This is a genomic window from Nonomuraea sp. NPDC051941, from assembly GCF_044593615.1.
The window spans coordinates 69,350-93,191 of the sequence record NZ_JBIUCF010000006.1; the positions used below are offsets into that span (position 1 = coordinate 69,350).

27 protein-coding genes are annotated in these 23,842 nt (G+C 70.9%); 16 read left to right on the top strand and 11 right to left on the bottom strand.

Annotation, left to right across the window (positions count from 1 at the left end; all coding sequences use genetic code 11):
* Position 1 precedes the first annotated feature (1 nt).
* A complete protein-coding gene (locus ACIHFD_RS13155) occupies positions 2-784 on the bottom strand; it encodes a hypothetical protein (protein ID WP_397367027.1) in 783 nt (260 codons plus the stop codon).
* 158 nt (positions 785-942) lie between these two features.
* On the opposite strand from ACIHFD_RS13155, the gene hrcA reads away from it, so the two are divergent.
* The 3 genes from hrcA to ACIHFD_RS13170 are packed head-to-tail and all read left to right on the top strand — an operon-like array spanning position 943 to position 3,834.
* On the top strand, positions 943-1,956 hold the full coding sequence (gene hrcA / locus ACIHFD_RS13160; RefSeq protein WP_350724927.1) for a heat-inducible transcriptional repressor HrcA: 1,014 nt from the start codon (positions 943-945) through the stop codon (positions 1,954-1,956).
* A gap of 11 nt (positions 1,957-1,967) precedes the next feature.
* On the top strand, positions 1,968-3,107 hold the full coding sequence (gene dnaJ, locus ACIHFD_RS13165; RefSeq protein ID WP_350724929.1) for a molecular chaperone DnaJ: 1,140 nt from the start codon (positions 1,968-1,970) through the stop codon (positions 3,105-3,107).
* A 1-nt stretch (position 3,108) separates the two neighbouring features.
* Positions 3,109-3,834 (top strand): 16S rRNA (uracil(1498)-N(3))-methyltransferase, encoded by a 726-nt coding sequence (locus ACIHFD_RS13170; RefSeq protein WP_397367028.1) that lies wholly within the window; start codon positions 3,109-3,111, stop codon positions 3,832-3,834.
* A gap of 6 nt (positions 3,835-3,840) precedes the next feature.
* Here ACIHFD_RS13170 and ACIHFD_RS13175 read toward each other — a convergent pair whose 3' ends face one another.
* Together ACIHFD_RS13175 and ACIHFD_RS13180 are read right to left on the bottom strand one after the other, a co-directional pair.
* On the bottom strand, positions 3,841-4,491 hold the full coding sequence (locus ACIHFD_RS13175; RefSeq protein ID WP_397367029.1) for a hypothetical protein: 651 nt from the start codon (positions 4,489-4,491) through the stop codon (positions 3,841-3,843).
* Positions 4,488-5,000, bottom strand: a complete 513-nt coding sequence (locus ACIHFD_RS13180) for a SigE family RNA polymerase sigma factor (protein WP_049573205.1) — start codon at positions 4,998-5,000, stop codon at positions 4,488-4,490. The genes ACIHFD_RS13175 and ACIHFD_RS13180 overlap by 4 nt, the downstream gene beginning before the upstream one ends.
* A gap of 280 nt (positions 5,001-5,280) precedes the next feature.
* On the opposite strand from ACIHFD_RS13180, the gene ACIHFD_RS13185 reads away from it, so the two are divergent.
* The 8 genes from ACIHFD_RS13185 (at position 5,281) to era (ending at position 11,294) form a co-directional block, all read left to right on the top strand.
* On the top strand, positions 5,281-5,625 hold the full coding sequence (locus tag ACIHFD_RS13185) for a histidine triad nucleotide-binding protein (protein WP_363967462.1): 345 nt from the start codon (positions 5,281-5,283) through the stop codon (positions 5,623-5,625).
* 91 nt (positions 5,626-5,716) lie between these two features.
* Positions 5,717-6,757 (top strand): PhoH family protein, encoded by a 1,041-nt coding sequence (locus ACIHFD_RS13190; RefSeq protein ID WP_185071921.1) that lies wholly within the window; start codon positions 5,717-5,719, stop codon positions 6,755-6,757.
* On the top strand, positions 6,754-7,230 hold the full coding sequence (ybeY, locus tag ACIHFD_RS13195; protein ID WP_397367031.1) for an rRNA maturation RNase YbeY: 477 nt from the start codon (positions 6,754-6,756) through the stop codon (positions 7,228-7,230). The genes ACIHFD_RS13190 and ybeY overlap by 4 nt, the downstream gene beginning before the upstream one ends.
* Entirely contained in the window at positions 7,227-8,522 is a 1,296-nt protein-coding gene (locus ACIHFD_RS13200) for a hemolysin family protein (RefSeq protein ID WP_355201846.1), read from the top strand. The genes ybeY and ACIHFD_RS13200 overlap by 4 nt, the downstream gene beginning before the upstream one ends.
* Before the next feature lie 337 nt (positions 8,523-8,859).
* Positions 8,860-9,489 (top strand): hypothetical protein, encoded by a 630-nt coding sequence (locus tag ACIHFD_RS13205; protein WP_350724941.1) that lies wholly within the window; start codon positions 8,860-8,862, stop codon positions 9,487-9,489.
* 75 nt (positions 9,490-9,564) lie between these two features.
* Positions 9,565-9,882 carry a cytidine deaminase gene (locus tag ACIHFD_RS13210; RefSeq protein ID WP_350724943.1) on the top strand — a complete coding sequence of 106 codons (318 nt, stop codon included), beginning with the start codon at positions 9,565-9,567 and terminating at the stop codon, positions 9,880-9,882.
* A gap of 29 nt (positions 9,883-9,911) precedes the next feature.
* Positions 9,912-10,367 carry an NUDIX domain-containing protein gene (locus ACIHFD_RS13215; protein WP_397367032.1) on the top strand — a complete coding sequence of 152 codons (456 nt, stop codon included), beginning with the start codon at positions 9,912-9,914 and terminating at the stop codon, positions 10,365-10,367.
* Between the two features lie 18 nt (positions 10,368-10,385).
* Positions 10,386-11,294, top strand: coding sequence for a GTPase Era (era, locus tag ACIHFD_RS13220; protein ID WP_397367033.1), 909 nt, complete (start codon positions 10,386-10,388; stop codon positions 11,292-11,294).
* A 24-nt stretch (positions 11,295-11,318) separates the two neighbouring features.
* Here the strand turns inward: era and ACIHFD_RS13225 are convergent, their stop codons facing one another.
* The 7 genes from ACIHFD_RS13225 to ACIHFD_RS13255 all read right to left on the bottom strand — a co-directional run bounded on the left by ACIHFD_RS13225 (position 11,319) and on the right by ACIHFD_RS13255 (position 16,572).
* Positions 11,319-11,789 carry a hypothetical protein gene (locus ACIHFD_RS13225; RefSeq protein WP_397367034.1) on the bottom strand — a complete coding sequence of 157 codons (471 nt, stop codon included), beginning with the start codon at positions 11,787-11,789 and terminating at the stop codon, positions 11,319-11,321.
* A gap of 156 nt (positions 11,790-11,945) precedes the next feature.
* On the bottom strand, positions 11,946-12,692 hold the full coding sequence (locus ACIHFD_RS13230; protein ID WP_397367035.1) for an urease accessory protein UreD: 747 nt from the start codon (positions 12,690-12,692) through the stop codon (positions 11,946-11,948).
* The gene (gene ureG / locus ACIHFD_RS13235; RefSeq protein ID WP_363967450.1) at positions 12,692-13,366 is read right to left on the bottom strand and encodes an urease accessory protein UreG; all 675 of its coding nucleotides are present in this window, start codon (positions 13,364-13,366) and stop codon (positions 12,692-12,694) included. The genes ACIHFD_RS13230 and ureG overlap by 1 nt, the downstream gene beginning before the upstream one ends.
* Positions 13,367-13,382: 16 nt before the next feature.
* Positions 13,383-14,258 carry an urease accessory protein UreF gene (locus ACIHFD_RS13240; RefSeq protein ID WP_397367037.1) on the bottom strand — a complete coding sequence of 292 codons (876 nt, stop codon included), beginning with the start codon at positions 14,256-14,258 and terminating at the stop codon, positions 13,383-13,385.
* A 4-nt stretch (positions 14,259-14,262) separates the two neighbouring features.
* Positions 14,263-15,969, bottom strand: a complete 1,707-nt coding sequence (locus ACIHFD_RS13245; RefSeq protein ID WP_397367038.1) for an urease subunit alpha — start codon at positions 15,967-15,969, stop codon at positions 14,263-14,265.
* Entirely contained in the window at positions 15,962-16,273 is a 312-nt protein-coding gene (locus ACIHFD_RS13250; protein WP_350724958.1) for an urease subunit beta, read from the bottom strand. The genes ACIHFD_RS13245 and ACIHFD_RS13250 overlap by 8 nt, the downstream gene beginning before the upstream one ends.
* Positions 16,270-16,572 (bottom strand): urease subunit gamma, encoded by a 303-nt coding sequence (locus tag ACIHFD_RS13255; protein WP_080041930.1) that lies wholly within the window; start codon positions 16,570-16,572, stop codon positions 16,270-16,272. Before ACIHFD_RS13255 ends, ACIHFD_RS13250 begins: the two co-directional genes overlap by 4 nt.
* 200 nt (positions 16,573-16,772) lie before the next feature.
* Here ACIHFD_RS13255 and urtA point away from each other — a divergent pair, with 200 nt between their 5' ends.
* Genes urtA through urtE form a run of 5 tightly spaced genes read left to right on the top strand, consistent with a single transcriptional unit; the run spans position 16,773 to position 21,242 of the window.
* The gene (gene urtA / locus ACIHFD_RS13260) at positions 16,773-17,978 is read left to right on the top strand and encodes an urea ABC transporter substrate-binding protein (protein ID WP_397367039.1); all 1,206 of its coding nucleotides are present in this window, start codon (positions 16,773-16,775) and stop codon (positions 17,976-17,978) included.
* Positions 17,978-18,826: an urea ABC transporter permease subunit UrtB gene (gene urtB / locus ACIHFD_RS13265; protein WP_319713349.1), complete on the top strand. Its 849-nt coding sequence runs from the start codon at positions 17,978-17,980 to the stop codon at positions 18,824-18,826. The genes urtA and urtB overlap by 1 nt, the downstream gene beginning before the upstream one ends.
* The gene (urtC, locus tag ACIHFD_RS13270; RefSeq protein ID WP_363967443.1) at positions 18,823-19,842 is read left to right on the top strand and encodes an urea ABC transporter permease subunit UrtC; all 1,020 of its coding nucleotides are present in this window, start codon (positions 18,823-18,825) and stop codon (positions 19,840-19,842) included. Before urtB ends, urtC begins: the two co-directional genes overlap by 4 nt.
* Positions 19,826-20,575 carry an urea ABC transporter ATP-binding protein UrtD gene (gene urtD, locus ACIHFD_RS13275; protein WP_350724963.1) on the top strand — a complete coding sequence of 250 codons (750 nt, stop codon included), beginning with the start codon at positions 19,826-19,828 and terminating at the stop codon, positions 20,573-20,575. The genes urtC and urtD overlap by 17 nt, the downstream gene beginning before the upstream one ends.
* Positions 20,553-21,242 (top strand): urea ABC transporter ATP-binding subunit UrtE, encoded by a 690-nt coding sequence (gene urtE / locus ACIHFD_RS13280; RefSeq protein ID WP_397367040.1) that lies wholly within the window; start codon positions 20,553-20,555, stop codon positions 21,240-21,242. The genes urtD and urtE overlap by 23 nt, the downstream gene beginning before the upstream one ends.
* On the opposite strand, the gene ACIHFD_RS13285 is transcribed toward urtE, so the two are convergent.
* Positions 21,239-23,809, bottom strand: a complete 2,571-nt coding sequence (locus ACIHFD_RS13285; protein WP_397367041.1) for a BTAD domain-containing putative transcriptional regulator — start codon at positions 23,807-23,809, stop codon at positions 21,239-21,241. The two genes, urtE and ACIHFD_RS13285, sit on opposite strands and share 4 nt — an antisense overlap.
* Between the last annotated feature and the right edge of the window lie 33 nt (positions 23,810-23,842).

A 23,842-nucleotide genomic window follows, 5' to 3' on the forward strand; every position in this document is an offset into this window, starting at 1 on the left:
ATCACCCGCCGACCGCAAGGCGCTTGCGCGCGCCGCTGCGGCGGACCAGCACGATGATGGTGCCGGCGATGGCGATGAGCAGTCCCGCCCCGGGGATCAGGATGAGCGCCATCACCCCGCCGGCGATGCCGCCCGCGGCCGAGGTCAGCTCGCGGCCCACGCCGTAACGCACGTCGGCCTGCTCCTGGGTGGTGCAGGACAGCTGGTAGTCGCCCCTGGTGGGCGCGTTGATCACGAGGATCTGCTCCCACTTGACGGACCCGGACGTGACCGTCTGCGTGCCGGTGGTCTTGGCGAGCCTGGCTCCGTTGGTGATCTGGCACTCGTAGTGGACGGCGGTGTCGCTGGAGAGGTAGACGGCGGGTTTGTTCGCCGGGTCGATCGGCACCGTCACGGTTTCGCCGGACGCGAACGTCCTGGTGGGGGCTATGTTGCTGACGCTGCTGACGATGCCCGTGGTGAACAGGACGACGCCTGCGATGGTGCAGACCACGGCGATGCCCCAGACGAGCCCGATCCACCAAAGTCGCGGTTTGATGGCTTTCGAGTCGATTCGTGCGGGGAATTGGGGCTGTTGGCCGTACTGTCCGTACTGAGGAGGCGGGCCGTACTGAGGCGGAGGCCCGTACTGCGGCGGCGGCCCGTACTGGGGCGGTGGCTGACCGTAGCCGGGCTGGGACCCGGGCTGAGGGCCATAGCCGGGCTGGGAGCCGGGCTGAGGGCCGTAACCCGGCTGGGAGCCGGGCTGGGGCCCGTACGGCGGAGGCGGGGAGTTGTCGCTCATGTCGGCAAGTGTGGTACTTGCCCCTTGTAAGAAGCTAGGAGCCTGGTTGCGACCTTGTGTTATCGCACCTTGTGGATGAGAGCCGTACACTTGGCACTCAGGAACACAGAGTGCTAGATGGTTGCGTTCCTCGGATGTCAGAGGCAGGAGGTGAGCACGTGCTCGACGATCGGAAGCTGGCGGTGCTCCGCGCCATTGTCGAAGACTACGTGTCCACCAACGAACCGGTGGGCTCCAAGGCGCTCGCCGAGCGCCACAACCTGAAAGTCTCCCCGGCGACGGTCAGGAACGACATGGCCGCGCTGGAGGAGGAGGGCTACATCACCCAACCCCACACCAGCGCCGGCCGCGTGCCGACCGACAAGGGCTATCGGCTGTTCGTCGACCGGCTCTCGCAGGTCAAGCCCCTGTCCGGGGCCGAGCGCAGGGCCATCGAGACGTTCCTGGCCGGTGCGGTCGACCTCGACGACGTGGTCACCCGCACGGTCCGGCTGCTCGCGCAGCTGACCAGGCAGGTGGCGGTGGTGCAATACCCGACGCTGACGCGTTCGACGGTCAGGCACGTCGAGCTGGTGCCGCTGAACGACCGGCGGGTCATGCTCGTGCTGATCACCAACACCGGCCGCGTCGAGCAGCGCGTCATCGAGCTGCCCGAGGTGGTGGAGGACACCCGCATCGCCCACCTGCGCGCGGTCCTCAACGCCTGCCTCGACGGCTGCGGCCTGAGCAACGTGCCCGAGCTGGTCGCCGACCTGCCCGAGCGGCTCCCTCTCGAAGACCGCCCGGTGGTGGCGACGATCCTGTCGGTGCTGCTGGAGACGCTGGTCGAGCGGCACGACGAGAAGATCGTGTTCGCCGGCGCGGCCAACCTCGCGGGCGCCGACTTCTCGATCGGCCTGCGCGACGTGCTCGAGGCGCTGGAGGAGCAGGTCGTGCTCATGAGGCTGCTCGGCGAGACATCCGCAGACACACCGTCCGCGCTCACCGTGCGCATCGGCTCCGAAAACCCCTATCTGCGGGGGACATCCATAGTCGCGACCGGATACGGTTCAGGCGACAACCAACTGGCCCGGCTCGGGGTGTTGGGGCCCACGAGGATGGACTACCCAGTGACGATGGGAGCCGTGCGCGCGGTGGCACGCTACGTCAGCCAGATCCTGGCTGCATCATAAGAGGTCGATAAGTGGCAAACAGCGACTATTACGCCACCCTCGGGGTGCGCCGTGACGCCAGTCAGGACGAGATCAAGAAGGCTTATCGCCGACTTGCCCGCGAGCTGCATCCCGACGTGAACCCCGATCCTGAGACCCAGGAGCGGTTCAAGGAGATCACGCAGGCCTACGAGGTGCTGTCCGACCCGAACAAGCGCCAGATGTACGACCTGGGTGGCGACCCCTTCGGCGGCGCCGGAGCAGGCGCGGGCGCCGGCGGCTTCGGAGCGGGCTTCCCCTTCAGCGACATCATGGACGCGTTCTTCGGCACCGCGGCCGGCGCCAGGGGCCCGCGCTCGCGTGCCCGCAGGGGACGCAACGCCACCATCCGGGTCGAGCTCGACCTGCGCGAGACGGCGTTCGGCACCACGCGTGAGCTGGTCGTCGACACGGCCGTGCTCTGCGAGGTCTGCCACGGGGCCGGCACGGCGCCCGGCACCCACCCCGACACCTGCGACATGTGCAACGGGCGCGGCGAGATCTCCCAGGTCACCCGCTCGTTCCTGGGCCAGGTCATGACCTCGCGGCCCTGCCCGCAATGCGGCGGTTTCGGCACCATCATCCGTCACCCCTGCCAGGAGTGCTCCGGCGACGGCCGGGTGCGCACCCGCCGTACGATCAAGGTCCGCATCCCCGCGGGCGTCGAGGACGGCACCCACATCCAGCTCGCCGGCGAGGGCGAGGTCGGCCCCGGCGGCGGCCCGCCCGGAGACCTGTTCCTCGAGATCGTCGAGCGTGCCCACGAGATCTTCGAGCGGCGCGGCGACGACCTCCACTGCACCGTGCAGATCCCGATGACGGCCGCCGCGCTCGGCACCATCCTGGCGGTCGAGACGCTCGACGGCTCGGAGGAGGTCGATGTCCGCCCCGGCACGCAGTCGGGCCAGGTCATCACCATGTTCGGGCGGGGCGTGCAGCGGCTCAACGAGTCCGGCCGCGGCGACCTGCTGATCCACGTCAACGTCGAGACCCCGACCCGCCTCGAGCCCGCGCAGGAGGAGCTGCTGCGCGAGCTGGCCAAGCAGCGGGGCGAGGAGCGGCCGCCGGGCAAGTTCGCCCCCGGCCAGCAGGGCTTCTTCTCGCGGCTGCGCGACGCCTTCAACGGCAGGTGACGTGACCGTCCCGGTGTTCCTGTCGCAGGAGCTGGACGGGCCCGAGCTGACGCTCGGCGGCCCTGAGGGGCGCCACGCGGCCTCCGTGCGGCGCCTGCGGGCCGGCGAGCGGATCGATCTGACGGACGGTGCCGGCGCGGTCGCCGAGTGCGTCGTCCGCGAGGTCCTCAAGGACGCGCTGAGGCTCGACGTGCTGCGCCGCTACGAGGTCGACCAGCCGCGGCCGCGGCTGGTCGTCGTCCAGGGGCTGCCCAAGGGTGACCGGGGCGAGCTGGCCGTCGAGATGATGACCGAGGCGGGCGTGGACGTCATCGTGCCCTGGGCCGCCTCGCGCAGCATCACCCAGTGGAAGGGCGACAAGGTCGCCAAGGGGCTGCACAAGTGGCGCTCGACGGCTCGTGAGGCGGGCAAGCAGGCCCGCAGGTTCCACCTTCCCGAGGTGACCGAGCCCGCCACCACCGCGCAGGTCGACAAGCTGCTGGCGGGCGCGGCGTTGGGGCTGGTGCTGCACGAGGAGGCGGCCGAGCCGCTGTCCGGCGTGGCGCTGCCCGCGTCGGGCGACATCGTGGTGGTCGTGGGGCCCGAAGGGGGCGTCTCGGACGACGAACTGGCCGGGTTCCGGGCGGCAGGGGCGGTGTCCGTGCTGCTGGGGCCCACGGTGCTGCGTACGTCCACGGCAGGGGTGGCGGCGGCCTCAGTGCTGCTCACGCGTACCGGACGCTGGTAGAGCCTTTCAGGGCGTCGGGTGAGAGGCGTCCACCAACGGGCTGGTCACGTCGGTCGGACTGTCGGTGATGTCGTCGGGCGGGCACTCGTCGGCCGGGCACGTCGTGGGCTGCAGGGTCTCCTCCACCGACGACGGCGACGGGGTCGGCGAGACCGTGGGGCAGTCGGACGGCGGCTCGGCCTGCTCGGCCAGGGGCGACGGGCACTCGGTCGTCGTGGGAGTTGGGGTCGGCGAGGGCCGGCTGGTCGATTCGGCCCTCTTCGTGGGCCGGGGCGTCGGGCTCTTGGAGGGGATCTCGGGGATTCCCACCGGGTGCTGGTCGTGGCTGGTCGGCTGCCTGGGCGGCGGCGGCTCCTGGGAGCGGGTGGTGGAGGAGTTGGACGGCACCTTGGAGGTCGTCTCGCTGTCCACCCACTTGGCGGGCTGGTCGATGATCTGCGAGCGCAGGCTGGGAACGGCCATCACGATCGTTCCCGCCACCAGGAGGGCGCTGGCGGCGGCCGCGCCCGCTCGCCACCAGAACAGATTGCGGACGCCGCGCCGCTCGATGCGGGTGCGGATGATCTCCAGTCCGTCCGGCGAGGGCACGACCGCGTCCGCCTCCGCGCGGAGCGCACGGCGCAGGAGATCTCCGTGCTCGTCGGGGGGCTGGGTCATGACATTTTCTCCAGAACGGATCGCAAGGCGGCCATGCCACGTGCGGTGTGGCTCTTGACCGCGCCCTTGCTGATGCCCATCGCGTGGGCTATCTCAGCTTCGGACAGATCACCGTAGTACCGCAGAACCAGTGCTTCTCTCTGTCGGGTCGGCAGGGCCCGTAACGCCTCGATGACGGCGGAGCGTTCCAGCTCGCCGATCGCGCCGTTCTCGGCGCTCGGGGCGTCCGGCAGACCCTTGGGAGCGTACTTCTCGACGACCGCGCGGTGACGCAGCACGGAACGGGACCGGTTGACGACGGATTGACGGAGGTAGGCCAGTGCCTTGTCGGGGTCACGCAGCCTGCGCCAGGCGCCATGGATGGCGACGAACGCATCCTGCACGACTTCCTCGGCTGTTGCCATGTCTCGCACCAGCAACACGGCAAGACGCACCAACGACCGAAAATGCGCGCTATAGAGCGCGGTCACGGCCATGTCGGCATCCCACCCGACCGGCACCGCCCCCATCGACCTGTCGGCCAGAAGGGTTTCGGTGGTCACATCAGTGGGACGCGCGGCCTTCCCAGAGGGTTTACGCTCTTCCGGTTCTTGAGGTTTCCCCGGTTCCTTAGGGTGCATTACCCAGTCGTGTCCTCGCCAGGTGGCGCTCGCCCGACCCTGAATCGTCTCTTTTTTTGCTGAAGTGTCGCACACTTACCCTAACCGTGTGGATCTTCCTGCGCACGACACAGCTGATTACCGATTCGCAACGGGTTCCGTGCGTCGGGGGTCTCGATAAGGTGGCCGGGTGAGCGATTGCCTCTTCTGTCAAATCGTCGCCAAGGAGATTCCCGCCGAGATCGTTTACGAAACCGGCAGGACGCTGGCGTTCCGCGACGTCAACCCGCAGGCCCCGACCCACGTGCTGGTCATCCCGAAGCAGCACCACCGCGACGCCGCGGAGCTCGCCAGGGCCGACGACGGGCTGGCCGACGACGTGCTCAAGACCGCCCACGCCGTGGCCGTGCAGGAGGGCGTGGCCGACGGCGGCTACCGCGTGGTGTTCAACACCGGGCCCGGCGCCGGGCAGACGGTCTTCCACGTGCACGCCCACGTCCTGGGCGGGCGCGGCCTCACCTGGCCCCCCGGCTGATATTGGGGAGAGCAATCGGCCTGGTCCCGGATACCATGGGCTCAGACGAACAACGCAAGAGACCTGGAGGCATCAGGCCGCGGGCCTGCCCATGTCCGAACTACACGAATCCCGACGTACGGCACCTCCCTCGCGCACTCAAGCCAAGGTGCTGATTCCGGACGAATACCCGATGGTCAGCCTCCTGGGCTCCCGCGACGAGCTGCTACGCGTCATCGAGGGTGCCTTCAGGGCCGACATCCACGTACGGGGTAACGAGATCACCGTCACCGGCAGCCCCGACGAGAGCGGCACCGTGGTGCGGCTCTTCGAGGAGCTGGTCGAGGTCCTGCGCAGCGGCGGCGAGCTCACCCCCGACGCGGTCGAGCGGAGCATCGCCATGCTCCGCATGACCTCCGACCGTCCCGCCGAGGTGCTGTCGCTCGACATCCTCTCCTCGCGCGGGCGCACCATCAGGCCGAAGACGGTCAACCAGAAGCGCTACGTCGACGCGATCGACAAGCACACGGTCGTGTTCGGCATCGGCCCCGCCGGCACCGGCAAGACCTATCTCGCGATGGCCAAGGCCGTGCGGGCGCTGCAGGAGAAGCGGGTCAACCGGATCATCCTGACCCGCCCGGCCGTCGAGGCCGGCGAGCGGCTGGGCTTCCTGCCCGGCACCCTGTACGAGAAGATCGACCCCTACCTGCGGCCGCTCTACGACGCCCTGCACGACATGGTCGACCCCGACTCGATCCCCAAGCTGATGGCCGCGGGCACGATCGAGGTCGCGCCGCTGGCGTACATGCGCGGTCGCACGCTCAACGACGCGTTCATCATCCTCGACGAGGCGCAAAACTCCTCGGCCGAGCAGATGAAGATGTTCCTCACCCGGCTCGGGTTCAACTCCAAGATCGTGGTGACCGGTGACGTGACGCAGGTCGACCTGCCCGCCGGCACGGTGAGCGGGCTGCGGGTCGTCCAGGAGATCCTCGACGGCATCCCCGACATCCACTTCGCGCGCCTGTCCAGCGCCGACGTGGTCCGTCACAAGCTGGTGAGCGAGATCGTGGACGCGTACGGGCGTTACGACGCCACGCAGGCCGCGCAGGAGCCCAAGAGCATCCAGCACCGGGGGAAGCGGCGACCATGAGCATCGAGATCAACAACGAGTCCGGCGTAGAGGTCGACGAGGAGAAGCTCTCCGCCCTGGCCGCTCACGTGCTCGGCGAGATGGGCATCAACCCGCTCGCCGAGCTGTCCATCGTGGTGGTCGACGAGGACGCCATGGCCGAGCTCCACGAGAAGTGGATGGGCGAGCCGGGCCCGACCGACGTGCTGGCGTTCCCGATGGACGAGCTGCGCCCCGGCGGCGGAGCGCGCGGCGACTCCGAGAGCCCGGCCGACCCGGCCCTCCTCGGCGACGTCGTGCTCTGCCCGCACGTGGCAGCCCGGCAGGCCAAGGAGGCGGGCCACAGCGCGGCCGACGAGCTGGAGCTGCTGTGCACCCACGGCATCCTCCACCTGCTCGGCTACGACCACGCCGAGCCCGAGGAGCACAAGGAGATGTTCGGCCTGCAGGCCCGGCTCCTGGAGTCGTGGCAGGAGGTGCGCAACCCGCGGTGAACGCCTGGTTGCTGTCGGCCATCGCGCTCGTGATCATCGGTGGCCTGATCGCCAGCGCGGAGACGGCACTGACGCGCATCTCAAGGGTGCGCACCGAGGAATACGTGCGTGAGGGCCGGCGGGGCGCGGTGCGCCTGCAGGCCATCGTCAACGACCCGCCCCGCTACCTCAATCTGCTCCTGCTGCTCAGGCTGAGCTGCGAGCTGGTGGCCACGGTCATCGCGACCCTGCTGTTCATCGACCTCATGCACGACCAGGGCTGGGCGTACGTCTGGGCCGCGGTCGTGATGATCGTGGTCAGCTACGTCGTGGTCGGTGTCATGCCGCGTACGCTGGGCCGCCAGCACGCCGAGCCGGTCGCGCTGGCCAGCGCCCCCATCGTCTACGGCCTGACCCGCATCTTCGGCCCGCTGCCCAAGCTGCTCATCCTGCTCGGCAACGCCCTGACCCCCGGCAAGGGGTTCCGCGACGGGCCGTTCACCTCGGAGGCCGAGCTGCGCGAGCTGGTCGACCTGGCCGAGGAGCGCCGGGTGATCGAGCCGGACGAGCGCGAGATGATCCACTCGGTCTTCGAGCTGGGTGACACGCTGGTGCGCGAGGTCATGGTGCCGCGCACCGACATGGTCCACATCGAACGCGGCAAGTCGATCAGCCAGGCCCTGTCGCTGGCGCTGCGCAGCGGGTTCTCCCGCATCCCCGTCGTGGGCGAGAACGAGGACGACGTCATCGGCATCGCCTACCTCAAGGACATCGCCCGCAAGATCCACGAGTCCGGCGAGGGCGGAGGCGAGGACACGGTCGAGTCGATCATGCGGACGGCCGCGTACGTGCCCGAGAGCAAGCCCATCGACCAGCTCATGCGGGAGATGCAGGCGCGCCAGATCCACATCGCCATCGTCATCGACGAGTACGGCGGCACCGCCGGGCTGGTCACGATCGAGGACGTGCTGGAGGAGATCGTCGGCGAGATCACCGACGAGTACGACCAGGAGGCGCCCCGCGTCGAGCCCATGTCCGACGGCGGGATGCGGGTGACGGCCCGGATGCCGGTCGACGAGCTGGGCGAGCTGTTCGACACGGAGATCGAGGTCGACGACGTGGAGACCGTGGGCGGGCTGCTCGCCCACGCTCTGGGCCGGGTGCCCATCGCCGGGTCGCAGGCCGAGGTGGCCGGGCTCATGCTCACCGCCGAGAGCCTGGCGGGCCGCCGCAACCGCATCAGCACGGTGGTGGTCCGCCGTGCCAAGCCCTCGGAGGACGACACCGAACCGGTCGGCGCCGAACACGACTGACCTGTCTCAGGGCGGGTCCGGACGAAGGCGGACGAAAGGTCGCAAGCGTTCTACAAGTCTTCTGCAAGCCGGTCCGGGCACTCTCTAACCACGACATCCAGTGCGGTGGGTGTCAGAGGGGAAAGCATCCGAACGCCGGGTGGGGTTCGCGGCGGGAGGATGTCCCTGGGGGGAACGACGGTGTCCCGGCCGGCTGCCCAGCCGGCTGGGACGCAGGTCGGCGTAAAGGGTGTTCTCGTCCGGAAAACCGGGTGAGGGCACCCTTTTTGCGCATTGGTGGAAGCTCCGGTGGATTGCCGCATTCGTCGGTGGGGGAGGCTGCGATCCAGGGGGAATCATGAAACGCGAGATCATCGCCTGTGCCCTGCTGGCCGGCGTTCTGGGGGGTTGCGTCAGCGGGGGGACGGGGAGCGCTCTCGACGCGCAGGCCACCGCGCACCTGCGCGAGGTGCTCAGCAAGGAGCCGCCGTTGCCCGACGGCTTCACGGCCCGGCCCGAGCAGGCGTGGCGGATGCCGTTCGCGCAGGCCGACAGCAACTGCAAGGCCGTGCTCGAGCCCGTCGGGGGGCTGGCGCCGCGGCAGGCGCTGACGGCCGAGGCGGCGGTCAGCTACCGCGGTGACGGGCTGGGGGAGCAGGCGGGGGTGGGGCTGGCCCGGTACGCGGACGGGGAGGCCGAGGAGCACCTCGACGCGCTGGCCGAGGCCCTGGAGTCGTGCCGGGAGGTACGTACGTCCTCCGGCACCGACCTGCGCTCGCAGGAGCTCCCGGTCGAGAACGCGGCCGACGAGACCGTGGGCGCGCGGCTGAGCGGGCGCCTGAACGGCTACCCGTACGCGATGGACGTCGTGCTGTCGCGGGTGGGCGACACGCTGGTCTCGGTCGTGCACACGGGCATGAACGACGTGGACGCGGCCCGTACCAGCGAGGTGGTCGACGCGGTCATCTCCATGACCGGGACCCACTGACAGGAAACCTGCTGTCATGCCTGGTCGAGGCTGCGGGGGCAAACCGCTTGGCGGATTTCTCGTAGCCTTGTTCCCGTGACACTCGATCCTGAAGACAGCAAGATCATCACTCTGGCCCGGGCGGCCCGAGCGCGTAACGAGTCCGCGGAAGGGGCCGCCGTACGCGACGAGACCGGCCGTACGTACTCGGCGACCGACGTGGCGCTGGACGCGCTCGCGCTGTCGGCGGTGCAGGTGGCCGTGGCCATGGCGGTCTCCAGCGGCGCGCGGTCCCTGGAGGCCGTGGCGCTGGTGAGCGAGGGCGCGCCGAGCGCCGCCGACGAGGCCGTGGCCGCGGAGCTGGGCGTCAAGGCGCTGCTCGTGGCCGGTCCCGACGGGAAGCTGCGGGGCTGATCATGCCGATGTCGCCATTTTTGGCGAAATTGCGGGAGAAGGTTGGCACCGAGCTGCTCATGCTGCCGTCGGCGGCGGGCTTCGTGTTCGACGACGCGGGCAGGCTCCTGGTGGCCCGCCACGGCGACGTCGGCCTCTGGGCCGCGCCCGGCGGCGGCATCGACCCTGACGAGCGGCCCGAGGACGCCATCGTCAGGGAGCTGCGCGAGGAGCTCGGCATCGACATCGAGGTACGCGGCCTGATCGGCGTGTTCGGCGGCCCCGAGTTCCGCACCGTCTACCCGAACGGCCATCAGGTCGGCTACGTCATCGCCGCCTACGCCTGCGTGATCGCCCCGGGCTCCGCCGGACCGGAGCCGGACGGGGTCGAGATCAACGACTACCGATGGGTGACCGAGCAGGAGTTCTCGGAGCTGCCGACGACGCCCTGGACCCCGATCGCCGCGCCCCAGGCGTTCGCCTGGTGGCGTGCGCATGCCCGCTGATAGGCCACAATGCAGAATGTGACTTCGCCAGACAACCATCGCGCCGGATTCGCCTGTTTCGTGGGGAGGCCGAACGTCGGCAAGTCCACGCTCATGAACGCCCTGGTCGGCAGCAAGGTGGCGATCACCTCGTCCAAGCCGCAGACGACCAGGCGCACCATCAGGGGCATCGTGCACCGGCCCGACGCCCAGCTCGTCATCGTCGACACGCCGGGCCTGCACCGGCCGCGCACGCTGCTCGGCGAGCGGCTCGACAGCCTGGTGCTGTCCACGCTGACCGAGGTCGACGCGATCGGCTTCTGCGTGCCCGCCAACGAGCCGATCGGCAAGGGTGACCGGTTCATCGCCGACAAGCTCGCGGCGGTGAAGAAGACGCCGGTCGTGGCGGTCGTGACCAAGTGCGACCTGGCGTCCAAGGAGCAGATCGCGGAGCAGCTGCTGGCGGTGTCGCAGGTGGGGGAGTTCGCCGCGATCGTGCCGGTGTCGGCGCAGTCGGGCGAGCAGCTCGACGTGCTGGCCGACGTGCTGATCGAGCACATGCCCGAGTCGCCGCCGCTCTACGAGGACGGCCAGCTCACCGACGAGCCCGAGCAGGTGCTGGTGGGCGAGCTGATCAGGGAGGCGGCGCTGGAGGGCGTACGCGACGAGCTGCCCCACTCGATCGCCGTGGTCGTCGACGAGATGATGCCCCGGGAGGGGCGTGACGACCTGCTGGACATCTACGCGCACCTGTTCGTGGAGCGGCCCTCGCAGAAGGCGATCGTCATCGGGCACAAGGGCGAGCGGCTGCGCGAGGTGGGCACCAAGGCCCGCAAGCAGATCGAGGCCCTGCTCGGCACCCGCGTCTACCTGGACCTGCGGATCAGCGTGGCCAAGGACTGGCAGCGCGACCCCAAGCAGCTGCGGCGCCTGGGCTTCTACGACTGATCAGCTCGGGGCCGGCGGACCAGCTCAGGGGCGGCGGAGCAGCGCTACGACGGACAGTACGACGACCGCCACCGCGCAGCCCATGGCCGCGAACCAGCCGAACTTGATCACCGGCCCGACCGACAGCACCTGGCCCAGGTCGAAGGAGAGCCGGTCACGGACGCCGCTCCCGTCGGTCATGAAGAGCACCAGCACCGCCACCGCCACCGCCCCCGGGACGGCGGCCAGGGCGGCGACCCTGGGGCGGGTGAGCAGCCCGGCGATGCCGCAGCCCAGCGCCGCCAGGCCCGCCACCAGCGTGTAGACGCCGAACGTGTCGTCGATGCCGCGGATGTCGTTGGCCAGCCCGCCGCCGATCAGCTCGCTGCGCACCTCGAGCCCGGACCACGGCAGGACGGCGCAGAACACCAGCAGCGCTCCGGCCACCACGACGGCCAGGGCGTAGCCGCGACGGGCCGCCGGTTTGGCGGGGGCGGGCTGGAGGTAATCGGCCACACGATCACTGTAAGCCGGACCCGCGCCTCCCACCACCGAACGCAACGGGGTCGTCACCATCACCGCCAACCGCCGCAGCCGCTACCGGGCGCCGTCATCGGCCGCCGGGGCTGGGCGATACGGGGGTGCCGCTCTTGTCTTAATGGGTTCGCCAGGTCAGGGCTCCGGGGTGAGGGTGGTGCGTTCGCCCCATTCGAGGCGGGAGCGGAGCTGGACGGCGTCCGCGGCCAAGGCGGACACGAGCGTGCCCCGACCGGCCAGGGGCAGGACGGCGACGCCTTCGGCCACCACCGGCTCCTTGGCGGACGTCGTGAGGAACGTGGTGCCGACGCAGCGGGCAGAGCCATAGACGGCCGGGGAGGTGTCCACGGCCGGGTCGCCCACGGTGAACTCCTGCCGGAGCACCGGGCGGCCGTCGCACGTCGCGTCGAAGCGGGCGTGGCAACGCCCCGAGACCTCGCCGTGGCGGCCGAAGACGATCTCCTCGCGCCACAGCACCTCGGCGTCCGCCGCCAGCTCGAGGCGTACCAGGAGCCGATGCTCGCACCCGGCGGCGAGCACCGTGGGCTCCGGGGTGAAGCGGAGTGTGGCGCCCGCCCCCACCCGGGCGGTGATCAGCATCTCGGACGTGCCGTCCCCCGGCAGGACCAGGGTGCTGGCGACCGAGCCCAGCTCCAGGGTGGTGCGCGGGGCGACGTCCAGGTCCAGGGAGAGCCGGTCGCCGCCGAGCGGGCCCGCCGCCGTGGAGATGAGATGCACGGTGTACGGCCCCGTCTGGCGCAGCGTCAGCGGGGGCGCCGAGGCCAGCCGGCGGATGAGGGTCCGGCCGTCCGGGGACGAGGCCGTCGCGACGGCGGCGCTCGCCCTCATCCCGCGGCGGCCGGGCCGGGCGCTGGCGGGCATCAGGAGACGGCGGCCGCGTGGGTGTGGGACCAGGCCGTCACCTGCTCGGACACCCAGGAAGCGACCGTGGCGGCGGTGGGCTCCTGCCTGATCGAGGTGAACAGCACCGGCCTGTCACCGCGTACGGCCGCCGCGTCCCGATCCATCACGCCCAGGTCGGCGCCCACCATCGGGGCCAGGTCCGTCTTGTTGACGACCAGCAGGTCCGCCGTCGTCACCCCCGGACCGCCCTTGCGCGGCACCTTGTCGCCGCCCGACACGTCCAGGACGAAGATCTGCCTGTCCGCCAGCCCACGGCTGAACGTGGCCGTCAGGTTGTCGCCGCCGCTCTCCACGATCACCAGGTCCAGCGGGCCAAAGCGGTGCTCCAGGGTCTCCACGGCGTCGAGGTTCGCGGCGATGTCGTCGCGGATGGCGGTGTGGGGGCAGCAACCGGTCTCGACGGCGAGGATGCGCTCGGGGTCGAGCACGCCCGCCCGGCGCAGGAAGTCGGCGTCCTCGGTGGTGTAGATGTCGTTCGTCACCACCCCGAGGGACAGCGACGGGCCCAGCGTCCTGCACAGCGCGGCCACCAGGGCCGTCTTGCCGCTCCCTACCGGGCCGCCCACCCCGAGCCGCAGCGCCCGGCCGCGGCCGTCGGGGGCGTGGTGGTGGTCGTCGTGATTGGCACCCATGTCTGGGGATCCTTCCTTAGGAGACGAACAACCTGACCTCGGCGCGCGCGTGCTGCTCGGCCAGGAGGTCAAGGGCTGGGGACGAGTACGCAGGGAGCGCCGCCAACCAGGGGAGCGGGTCCGCGGGGTCCGGGGTCTGGCTCGTGGGGCCGGGGTGGGCGGTTGAGTCGGCGTTCGTCACGTCGGGGTGAGCGGTGGAGCGGGCGGTCGTCACGTCGGGGTGAGCGGTGGAGCGGGCGTTCGTCACGGCGAGGTGGGCTTCGGTGGCGACGGCCGTGAGGTCGGGGGTGAGGTCGGCCAGGAGCCCGTGCACGGCCACCGGGTCGAGGCCCAGGAGCCGCACCGCCGCCGTGGCGGGCCCGCTGATCGCATGGTACGCCGCCGCCATGGCCGCCTCCTCGGCCGTGGCGCCCGCCGCGTACGCCACCGCTCCGAGGGCGATCGGGTGATGGGGGCTCGGTACGGCTCGCGCCAACTCATCGAGCACCGGTGACGGCCACACGCGGCGGGCGACCCTGAGGAGGAGCCTGCCCTGGGTCCTGGACGCGTCCCGCTGGGCGGGGGCGGCGGTCCTGGCATCGACCTCGGCGTCGAGCAGCACCCACGGCGCCCCGGCCGCGACCTGACCGACTTCGGCGTCGGCCCCCGCCCCAGTGGTGCTGCTCGCGCTGGTGGGCGGCTGAGGTGATGGGGTGGTGGCCTGGGTGTGGGCGGCGGCTGTGAGGGTGGCGGCGAGGGAGCCGGTGGTGTGGAGGCGGCCGCGGAGGAAACGCGCCAGTGAGGGCACGTCGGAGACCGCTCCCGACGTGATGGCCTGTTCGGTGCCGCCCGAGTGGGCGTGGCCGCCGGCCGGGAGGCGGGAGTCGGCGAGGAGGAGCAGCGCTGGGTTCATGGCATCAGAAGAGGAAGTAGCGCTGGGCCATGGGAAGGCGGGTGGCGGGGGCCGGTTCGACGAGGTCGCCGTCGATGCGGACCTCGAACGTGTCGGGCGCCACCTCGATCCGGGGCATGGCGTCGTTGAGCGGCATCCAGGACTTGCCGCGCCGTCGTACGTCGGCCACCGGAGCCAGGCGGCGGCGTACGGACAGCCGGTCGGCGAGGCCCGACTCCAGGGCCACCGGCGCGACGAAGTGGAGCGAGGTGGCGGCGGCGGTCACCGGTGAGGCGCCGAACATGGGACGGGGCAGCACCGGCTGCGGCGTCGGGATGGAGGCGTTGGCGTCGCCCATCTGCGCCCAGGCCACCACGCCGCCCTTGAGGACGAGGTCGGGCTTGACCCCGAAGAACGCCGGGTCCCAGAGGACGAGGTCGGCGAGCTTGCCGCGTTCGACGGAGCCGACCTCGCCGTCCAGCCCGTGGGCGATAGCCGGACAAATCGTATATTTCGCGATGTAGCGGCGGGCTCGCAGGTTGTCCGCGGGCCCACCGAGCGACCCCCGGCGGCCCTTCATGACGTGCGCCGTCTGCCACGTACGGATGATCGTCTCCCCGATCCGCCCCATCGCCTGCGAGTCCGAGCCGATCATCGAGATCGCCCCCAGATCGTGCAGCACGTCCTCGGCGGCCATCGTCGCCGGCCTGATGCGCGACTCGGCGAAGGCCAGGTCCTCCGGGATCGACGGGTTGAGATGGTGGCACACCATGAGCATGTCGAGGTGCTCGTCCAGCGTGTTGACGGTGTGCGGCCGGGTGGGGTTGGTGGAGGAGGGCAGGATGTTGGGGTAGGAGGCGACGCGGATGATGTCGGGAGCGTGCCCGCCGCCGGCCCCTTCGGTGTGGTACGCGTGGATCATCCGATCCCCGATGGCCTTCAGCGTCGACTCCACGAACCCCGCCTCGTTCAGCGTGTCCGTGTGCAGCGTCACCTGCACCCCCGAGGCGTCCGCCACGCTCAGGCAGGCGTCGATGGCGGCCGGCGTCGAGCCCCAGTCCTCGTGCAGCTTGAAGCCGGAGGCCCCGGCCTCGAGCTGCTCCATCAGGCCGTCGGCGGAGACCGTGTTGCCCTTGCCGAGCAGCGCGAAGTTCAGCGGGTACGCGTCCAGCGACTCCAGCATCCGGCCCAGGTACCAGGCGCCGGTGACGGTCGTCGCCTTGGTGCCCTCGACGGGCCCGGTGCCGCCGCCGACGATCGTGGTGACGCCGGAGGCGATCGCCTCGTCGAGGACCTGCGGGCAGATCAGGTGGACGTGCGAGTCGACGCCCCCGGCGGTGAGGATCTTGCCGTTGCCCGCGAGCACCTCCGTGGACGGCCCGATGACCAGGTCGACGCCGTCCATCGTGTCGGGGTTGCCGGCCTTGCCGATGGCGTAGATGCGGCCGTCGCGGATGCCGACGTCGGCCTTGACCACACCCCAGTGATCGAGGATCACCGCGCCGGTGATGACCAGGTCGGCCGCGCCCTGCGCCCGGGTGGTCCGCGCCTGTCCCATGGACTCGCGGATGACCTTGCCGCCGCCGAACACCGCCTCGTCGCCCGGCCCGGCGGGCCCGACCGACAGGTCCTCGGTGACCTCGATGAACAGGTCGGTGTCGGCCAGCCGGATCTGGTCGCCGACCGTGGGGCCGTAGAGCGCCGCGTACCGGGCGCGCGAGATGTCAGCCATCGAGCGGCCCCGCCCACTCCGGCCGCAGCCCGGGCACGACCCGGTTGCCCGCCAGCGGCACGAGCGTCACGTCGCGCTCGACGCCAGGCTCGAACCTGACCGCCGTCCCCGCCGGCACGTCCAGCCGCATGCCCCAGGCCGCCTTCCTGTCGAACTCCAGCCCCGGGTTGGCGGCCGCGAAGTGGTAGTGCGAGCCCACCTGCACCGGCCGGTCCGCCGTGTTCACCACCCGCAGCGTGCGGCGCTCGCGCCCGGGGTTGAGGGTGTGAGCGCCCTCGGGGTGCACGTACTCGCCCGGGATCACGGGATCGGCCTGTGTACGGTGACCAGCTTCGTGCCGTCGGGGAACGTCGCCTCGATCTGCACGCTCTCCAGCATCTCCGGCACGCCTTCCATGACGTCGGCCCGGCCGAGCACCGACCGTCCGGCCTCCATCAGGTCGGCCACGGAGCGCCCGTCCCTGGCGCCCTCCATGAGGAACGACGCGATGATGGCGGTAGCCTCGGGATGGTTCAGGCGCAGGCCTCTGGCCTGCCGCTCGCGCGCCACCCCGGCGGCGACGTGGATGAGCAGCCGTTCCTGCTCGTGTGAGGTAAGCCGCATGGCCGGACCATAGGAACCGGCGGTTTCGTGGCTGTTGCCGGGGCATGTCGTGTTGGTTTCGCACTGCGACTCAACCCCCATATTTCGGATTAAGTGCATTTGTGAACACCCGGCAAACGCGTCTTAACAATCGCGATCTACTCGGGAAATCTCGCGGAGTCACCTTTCTCCCAGTAACGGTCGGCAGGAAGGAAACGGCTGTGCGCATCTCCCGTCCGATTGTCTCCGCCACCTTGGTGTTAGCCCTCGCGGCCTGCGGATCGAATGCCAAGCCCGCCGACTCCAAGGAGATCAAGGTGGGCCTTCTCCACTCGCTCAGCGGCACGATGGCGATCAGCGAGGTCACCGTCCGCGACGCCGAACTCCTGGCCATAGAAGAGATCAACAAGGCCGGCGGCGTGCTCGGCAAGCAGCTCGTCCCCGTGGTGGAGGACGGCGCCTCCGACTGGCCCACGTTCGCGGAGAAGGCCACCAAGCTGATCAGGCAGGACAAGGTCGCCACCGTCTTCGGCGGCTGGACCTCGGCCAGCAGGAAGGCGATGCTGCCGGTCTTCGAGCGCCACAAGGCCCTGCTCTGGTATCCGGTGCAGTACGAGGGGCTGGAGAGCTCGCCGTACATCTTCTACACGGGCGCCACCACCAACCAGCAGATCATCCCCGGCCTCGACTACCTGAAGGAGCAGGGCAAGAAGAAGCTGTTCCTGGTGGGCAGCGACTACGTCTTCCCGCGGACCGCGAACAAGATCATCAAGGCGTACGCGGCGGCGAACGGGATGGAGATCCTCGGCGAGGAGTACACGCCGCTCGGCCACACCGAATACTCCACGCTGGTCAACAAGGTCATGCAGGCCAAGCCGGACGCCGTCTTCAACACCCTGAACGGCGACAGCAACGTGGCCTTCTTCAAGCAGCTCAAGAGCGCGGGCGCGTCCGCCGACAGCATGCCGGTGCTGTCGGTGAGCGTCGCCGAGGAGGAGGTCACCGGCATCGGCGTGGACAACATCGTGGGCCAGCCGGTCGCCTGGAACTACTACCAGACCACCGACACCCCGGCCAACGACGCGTTCGTCAAGGCGTACAAGGCCAAGTACGGGCAGAACAAGGTCACCTCCGACCCCATGGAAGCCGGCTACAACGCGGTCTACCTGTGGGCCGAGGCGGTCAAGAAGGCGGGCAGCACCGAGGTCGAGGCGGTCAAGAAGGCCGCGCCCGGCATCTCGCTCGAACGCCCCGAGGGCCTGGTCACCATCGACGGCGAGAACCAGCACATGTACAAGACCGCCCGCATCGGCATCGTCCAGCCCGACGGCCTGATCAAGCAGGTGTGGGACTCCGGCAAGCCGATCAAGCCGGACCCGTACCTCAAGGGCTACTCCTGGGCCTCCGGCCTGGCGGCGGGGCAGTGATGCCAGCCTTCCTCAACCAGCTCCCCATCGGCCTGTCCATCGGGGCGGTGCTGCTGCTCATCGCGCTCGGGCTGACGTTCACGTTCGGGCAGATGGGCGTGATCAACATGGCGCACGGCGAGTTCATCATGGCGGGCGCGTACACCGCGTTCCTGCTGCAGGACCTGGTGCTCGCGCTGCCGGCGGCGTTCCTGGTGGCGGGGCTCATGGGGCTGATCCTGGAGCGGGCCGCCATCAGGCACTTCTACGGCCGCCCGCTGGACACGCTGCTGCTCACCTGGGGTGTCAGCCTGGTGCTGCAGCAGCTCGCCCGCGACCTGTTCGGCGCGCCGAACGTGCAGGTGCCCGCCCCCTCCTGGCTCGCGGGCGGGGTGGGCATCCTGCCCTACAACCGGCTGTTCATCATGGGGCTCGCGATCGCCGGCGTGGTGGCGGTCTGGCTGTACCTCAACCGCACCGGGCTCGGCCGCCGGACCCAGGCCGTCGTGCAGAACCGGCAGCTCGCCGCGACCAGCGGCATCGACACCGGCCGGGTGGACATGCTGACGTTCTTCATCGGGTCCGGGCTGGCGGGCGTGGCCGGGGTGGCGCTGACGCTGATCGGGCCCGTCGGGCCGGCGCTCGGCACGTACTACATCGTGGACGCGTTCCTCGTCGTCGTGGCGGGCGGGCTCGGGCAGCTGCGCGGCGCCGTGCTGGCCGCGATCGGGCTGGGGCTGCTGAACTCCTACGCCGAGTTCTGGTCGGACGCCTCCCTGGCGAAGGTCATCGTGTTCGCCGTGATCATCGCGTTCCTGCAGGTGCGCCCGCAGGGCATGTTCGTGCTCCGGTCGAGGGTGCTCACATGATCAAGAGAAATCTGCCTTTCGCGACCGTGGCCGTGATCGCCCTGGTGGCGGCCCCGCTGCTGCTGGAGCCGTTCCGGCTGGGGCTGCTGGCGAAATACCTCTGCTACGCGATCGTCGCGCTCGGGATCGGGCTGGCCTGGGGGCAGGGCGGCATGCTCACCCTCGGCCAGGGCGTCTTCTTCGGGCTCGGCGGCTACGCCATGGCGATGTACCTCAAGCTCACCGAGGCCGGCGGCGGGCTGCCCGACTTCATGGTGTGGAGCGGGGTGGAGCGGCTGCCCGCGCTGTGGGCGCCGTTCGCCAACCCCATATTCGCCCTCGCCATGGCCGTGCTCGGACCCGTGGCGATCGCGCTGCTGCTGGGCGCGCTGGTGTTCCGGCAGCGGGTACGGGGCGCGTACTTCGCGATCCTCACCCAGGCGCTGGCCGCCGCCCTGGTCATCCTGCTCATCGGCCAGCAGGGCCTGACCGGCGGCACCAACGGCATGACGAACTTCTTCGAGCTGTTCGGCCAGGACCTGGCCGAGGACTCCACGCAGCGGACGCTCTACCTCGTGGTGGCGGTCGTCCTCGGGGTCCTCTACCTCGCCACCCGCCAGCTCGTGAACAGCCGCTACGGCCGGCTCCTCGTCGCCGTCAGGGACGGCGAGGACCGGGTGCGCTTCCTCGGCTACGACCCGGCCCTGGTCAAGACCGTCACCTTCGCCGCCTCGGCGGGCATGGCGGGGCTGGCGGGCGCGCTGTTCGTGCCGGTGGTCGGCATCATCTCGCCCGCGCTGCTCGGCGTCGTGCCCTCGCTGGAGCTGGTCGTCGCGGTGGCGGTCGGCGGGCGGCACGCGCTGGCCGGCGCGGTGCTCGGCGCGGTCGTCATGGGCTACGCCAAGACGGCGTTCAGCGAGCAGTTCGCCGACGGCTGGCTCTACCTGCAGGGAGCGCTGTTCATCCTGGTCATGACGCTCGCCCCGAAGGGGATCGTGGGCCTGGTGGGGAGGTGGCGGCGTGCTCGAACTGCGTGACGTCCAGGTCGTGTTCGACGGGTTCCGGGCGCTCGACGGCGTGGACCTGACCGTGCCCGAGGGCGAGCTGCGCTTCCTGATCGGGCCCAACGGCGCGGGCAAGACCACGCTGATCGACGTGATCACCGGGCTCACCAGGCCGGCGGCGGGCAGCGTGCGGTTCGGCGAGCACGACCTGGTCGGCAGGAAGGAGCACCAGATCGTCCGCCTGGGCGTCGGCCGCACGTTCCAGACGTCGGTCGTGTTCGAGGAGCTGAGCGTGGTCGAGAACCTCGACCTCGCGGCCAGCTTCCGCAAGCCGCTCTGGTCGCTGGCCAGGCGGCGCAAGGGCGTGTCGGAGGCCGTCGAGGAGGCGCTGGCCAGGACCGGACTCGAAGATCTCGCCGAACGTTCGGCCGGTGTTCTCTCGCACGGTCAGCGCCAGTGGCTGGAGATCGGCATGCTGCTGGCGCAGCGCCCCCGGCTGCTGCTCCTGGACGAGCCGGTGGCGGGCATGTCCAGCGACGAACGGGAGCGCACGGGGGAGCTGCTCACCCAGATCGCCGCCGACCACACGGTGATCGTGGTGGAGCACGACATGGAGTTCCTTCGGCGGCACGCCTCGACGGTGACCGTGCTGCACGAGGGCAGGGTGCTCGTGGAGGGGTCGGTCGACGAGGTCAGCGCCGACCCCCGCGTGCAGGAGGTCTACCTGGGGAGGAGGGCCAGCGATGCTGTCGGTGACCGGCCTTGAGTCGGGGTACGGGAGGGCACGCGTACTGTTCGGGGTCTCTCTGGAGGTCGGGCCGGGACAGCTCGTGTGCGTCATGGGACGCAACGGCGTCGGCAAGACCACGCTGCTCAACACCGTCATGGGCGTGATCCCGGCGACGGCCGGCACGGTCACGTTCGACGGCCGCGACATCACCCGGCTGAAACCGCACGAGCGGGTCAGGCTCGGCATGGGGTACGTCCCCCAGGGCCATCAGTGCTTCCCCCAGCTCTCGGTCCTGGGCAACCTGCTGGTCACCATGGAGGCCGCCAAGGTGACCAGGGAGGCCATCGACGAGGCCCTGGATGTGTTCCCCGCGCTCAAGCCGCTGCTCAAACGGAGCGCCGGCCACCTGTCGGGCGGCCAGCAGCAGCAGCTCGCCATGGCCCGGGCCCTGGTCACCAGGCCCAGGATGCTCATACTCGACGAGCCGACCGAGGGCATCCAGCCGTCGATCATCCTGGAGATCGAGGCGGCGATCGAGCGGCTGCACGCCGCAGGGCTGGCCGTGCTGCTCGTGGAGCAGTACCTGGACATCGCGCTGCGGCTGGCCGACACGTTCGTCATCCTCGACGGCGGGCACGTCGTGCGCACCGGGGCCGCCGAGGAGCTGCACCGGGAGGACGTCCGCCGCCTGCTCGCGGTCTAACCCTGGGCCAGCAGGGCGCGGGCGTTGGCGGCGCCCTGGCGGTCGCCGGTCCGCTCGAACACCTCCAGCGCCGCCCCGGCCAGCTCCCGCGCCCGCCCCGCCGCGCCCTCGGCCCGGTTCACCCTGGCCAGGGCCAGCAGGGCGTGCGCGTCCAGCAGCCGGTCGCCGAGGCGTACGGCGATGCTCCTCGCCTGCTCGGCGGCGGCCCTGGCGTCCGATTTGGCGGCCTGCGCCAGGTGCGTCGCGGACAGGTCGAGCAGCGTGTCGGCCTGCCGGTGCCGGTCGCCCAGCTCCTCCAGGTGCTTGACGGCGGCCCGCAGGCGTTCGGCGGCCTCGTCGAGCCGCCCCGCGCGGCGCAGCACGGCCCCGAGCACGCGCTCGGCGTCGGCGGCGTCCCGCTGGTTGTCCGCGCCCTCCAGGCAGGTGCGCAGGGCCCGCTCGGCGTCCTCCAGCCGCCCCTGCTCCAGGTGGACGCGGCCGAGCCGGCGCCTGGTGTGGTTCACCTCGCGGGTCCGGCCCTGCCGCAGGAACATGCCCAGCGCCAGCCGCAGCCGCCCGTGCGCGAGCTCCCACTCCCGCTCGGCCAGGTGCAGGTCGCCCTGGTCCAGCAGGACCAGCGCCTCGCCCCGGTCGTCGCCCGAGCGCCGCGCCGCCTCCAGCGCCCGCGCGGCCACCGCCCGCCAGTCGTCCAGGAACCGGTGGCGCTCCAGGTAGGGAGCCAGCAGGTGCGCCAGCCGCCAGCACCCCTCGTCGAGCCCCGCCGCGTGCAGGTCGGCGACCAGGCTCACCAGGAACGCCCGCTCGGCCGCCAGCCACTCGACCGACTCCCTGATGTCCCTGGTGGCCACGGCCGTGGCCGGATCGCCCGACACCAGCGAGAACCGCGAGGCCCGCACCCTGGCCAGCACCACCTCCGACAGCCGCCCCAGCACGCCCGGCACGGGCTGCTCGCGGGCGAAGAGCCTGGTCAGGTCGTGCAGCCGGTAGCGGACCTGGCCCGCCACGTCCACGCCGTGCGTCTCCAGCAGGCCCGCGTCCACCAGCGCCTCGGCCTGCCCGCCGAGGTGCTCGGTCACCCAGTCGGCGAAGTCGGGGGCCGACAGCGCGCCGAGCCCCCGCAGCGTCAGGCGGGCGGACTCGGGCAGCCCGTCGAAGCCGATCGCGAACACACTGCGCACCGCCTGGTCACCCGCGTGCAGCCGGTCGAGCCGCTCGTGCTCGTCCTCCAGCAGGCCCACCAGGTAGTCGACGGTCCACTCCGGCCGGGCCGCCAGCCGGGAGCCGGCGATGCGCAGCGCGATCGGCAGGCCGCCGCAGAAGCGGGCCAGCCGGGTCATGGCGTCGTCGGCCGGCCGGCCCGAGCCGCTCACCAGCAGGTCGATGGCCTCGCCGGCGCCGAGCACGCCCACCGACAGCCGCCGCGCGCCCGTCAGGCCGCCGAGCGAGGACCGGCTGGTCACGATCGTCGGGCACGAGGTCAGCAGCGGCCGCACCTGCGCCTCGCCCGAGGCGTTGTCGAGCAGCACCAGCAGCCTGCGGTTGGCCGTGTAGGTGCGGAAGAGCCTCTCCCGCTGCTCCGGCGACGCCGGGATCGCCTGGGCCGGGCAGCCCAGCCAGCGCAGGAAGTCCTCCAGCACGGCCGACGGGGTGGTCGTCTCGCGCAGGTCGGCGTACAGGATGCCGTCGGGGAAGCTCTCCCGCTCCCGCCAGGCCGCGTGCACGGCCAGCGCCGACTTGCCCGCGCCCGCCTGCCCGTGCACCACGACGTGGCCGCCCACCACCTCGTCGAGCAGCTCGCCCCGGCCGGTGAAGCCGGTCACGTCGGGCGGCAGCAGCACCGGCGGGCCGGCCGAGACGTGCAGCGACACGTCGTCGTGCAGCATGCGGTGGTAGAGCAGCTGCAGCTCGGAGTCGGGCTCGATCGCGAGCCCGCCGTCGAGCTGGTCACGCAGCACCGCGTACGCGGCCAGCGCGTCCACCCGGCGGCCGCTGCGGTAGAGGGCCAGCATGTACTGGCCGCGGAAGCGCTGCCACATCGGGTGCTGCCTGGTCAGCCGGCGCAGCTCACCGAGCAGCTCGCGGTGCCTGCCGGCGTCCAGGTCGGCCTGCACCCGGCGCTCCAGCGCCAGTAATCGCAGCTCCTCCAGCTCCTCGCGCAGCCGGCGCGTCTCGACCCACCTCTCGCCCTCGGGGTCGACGTCCTCCAGGACCTCGCCCCGCCACAGGCTCAGCGCCTCCTCGTAGGCCCCCTTGTCCACCAGCAGCCGGAACCGGTCGACGTCGAGCTGCCCGTCGCCCAGCGCCAGCACGTACGAGCCCGCCACGGTCGTGATCACGTCTTTCCCGACGAGCTGGCGGAGCTGGCCGACGTAGCCGCGCACCAGCGAGTCGGAGCGGTCGCCGTCCTCGCGCGGCCACAGCAGCCTGCGCAGCCGCTCGACCTTGAGCGGGCGCCCGGCGTTCAGCAAGAACATCGCCAGCAGATCGCGGTGCTTCGGCACGGTGGGAGTGCGGTCCTGGCCGTCGCCGTCGAGCACTTCGAGCGGCCCCATGATGCGAAATTCCACGCGACCTTCCTTGGAGGAGGAGACGTCGATCAG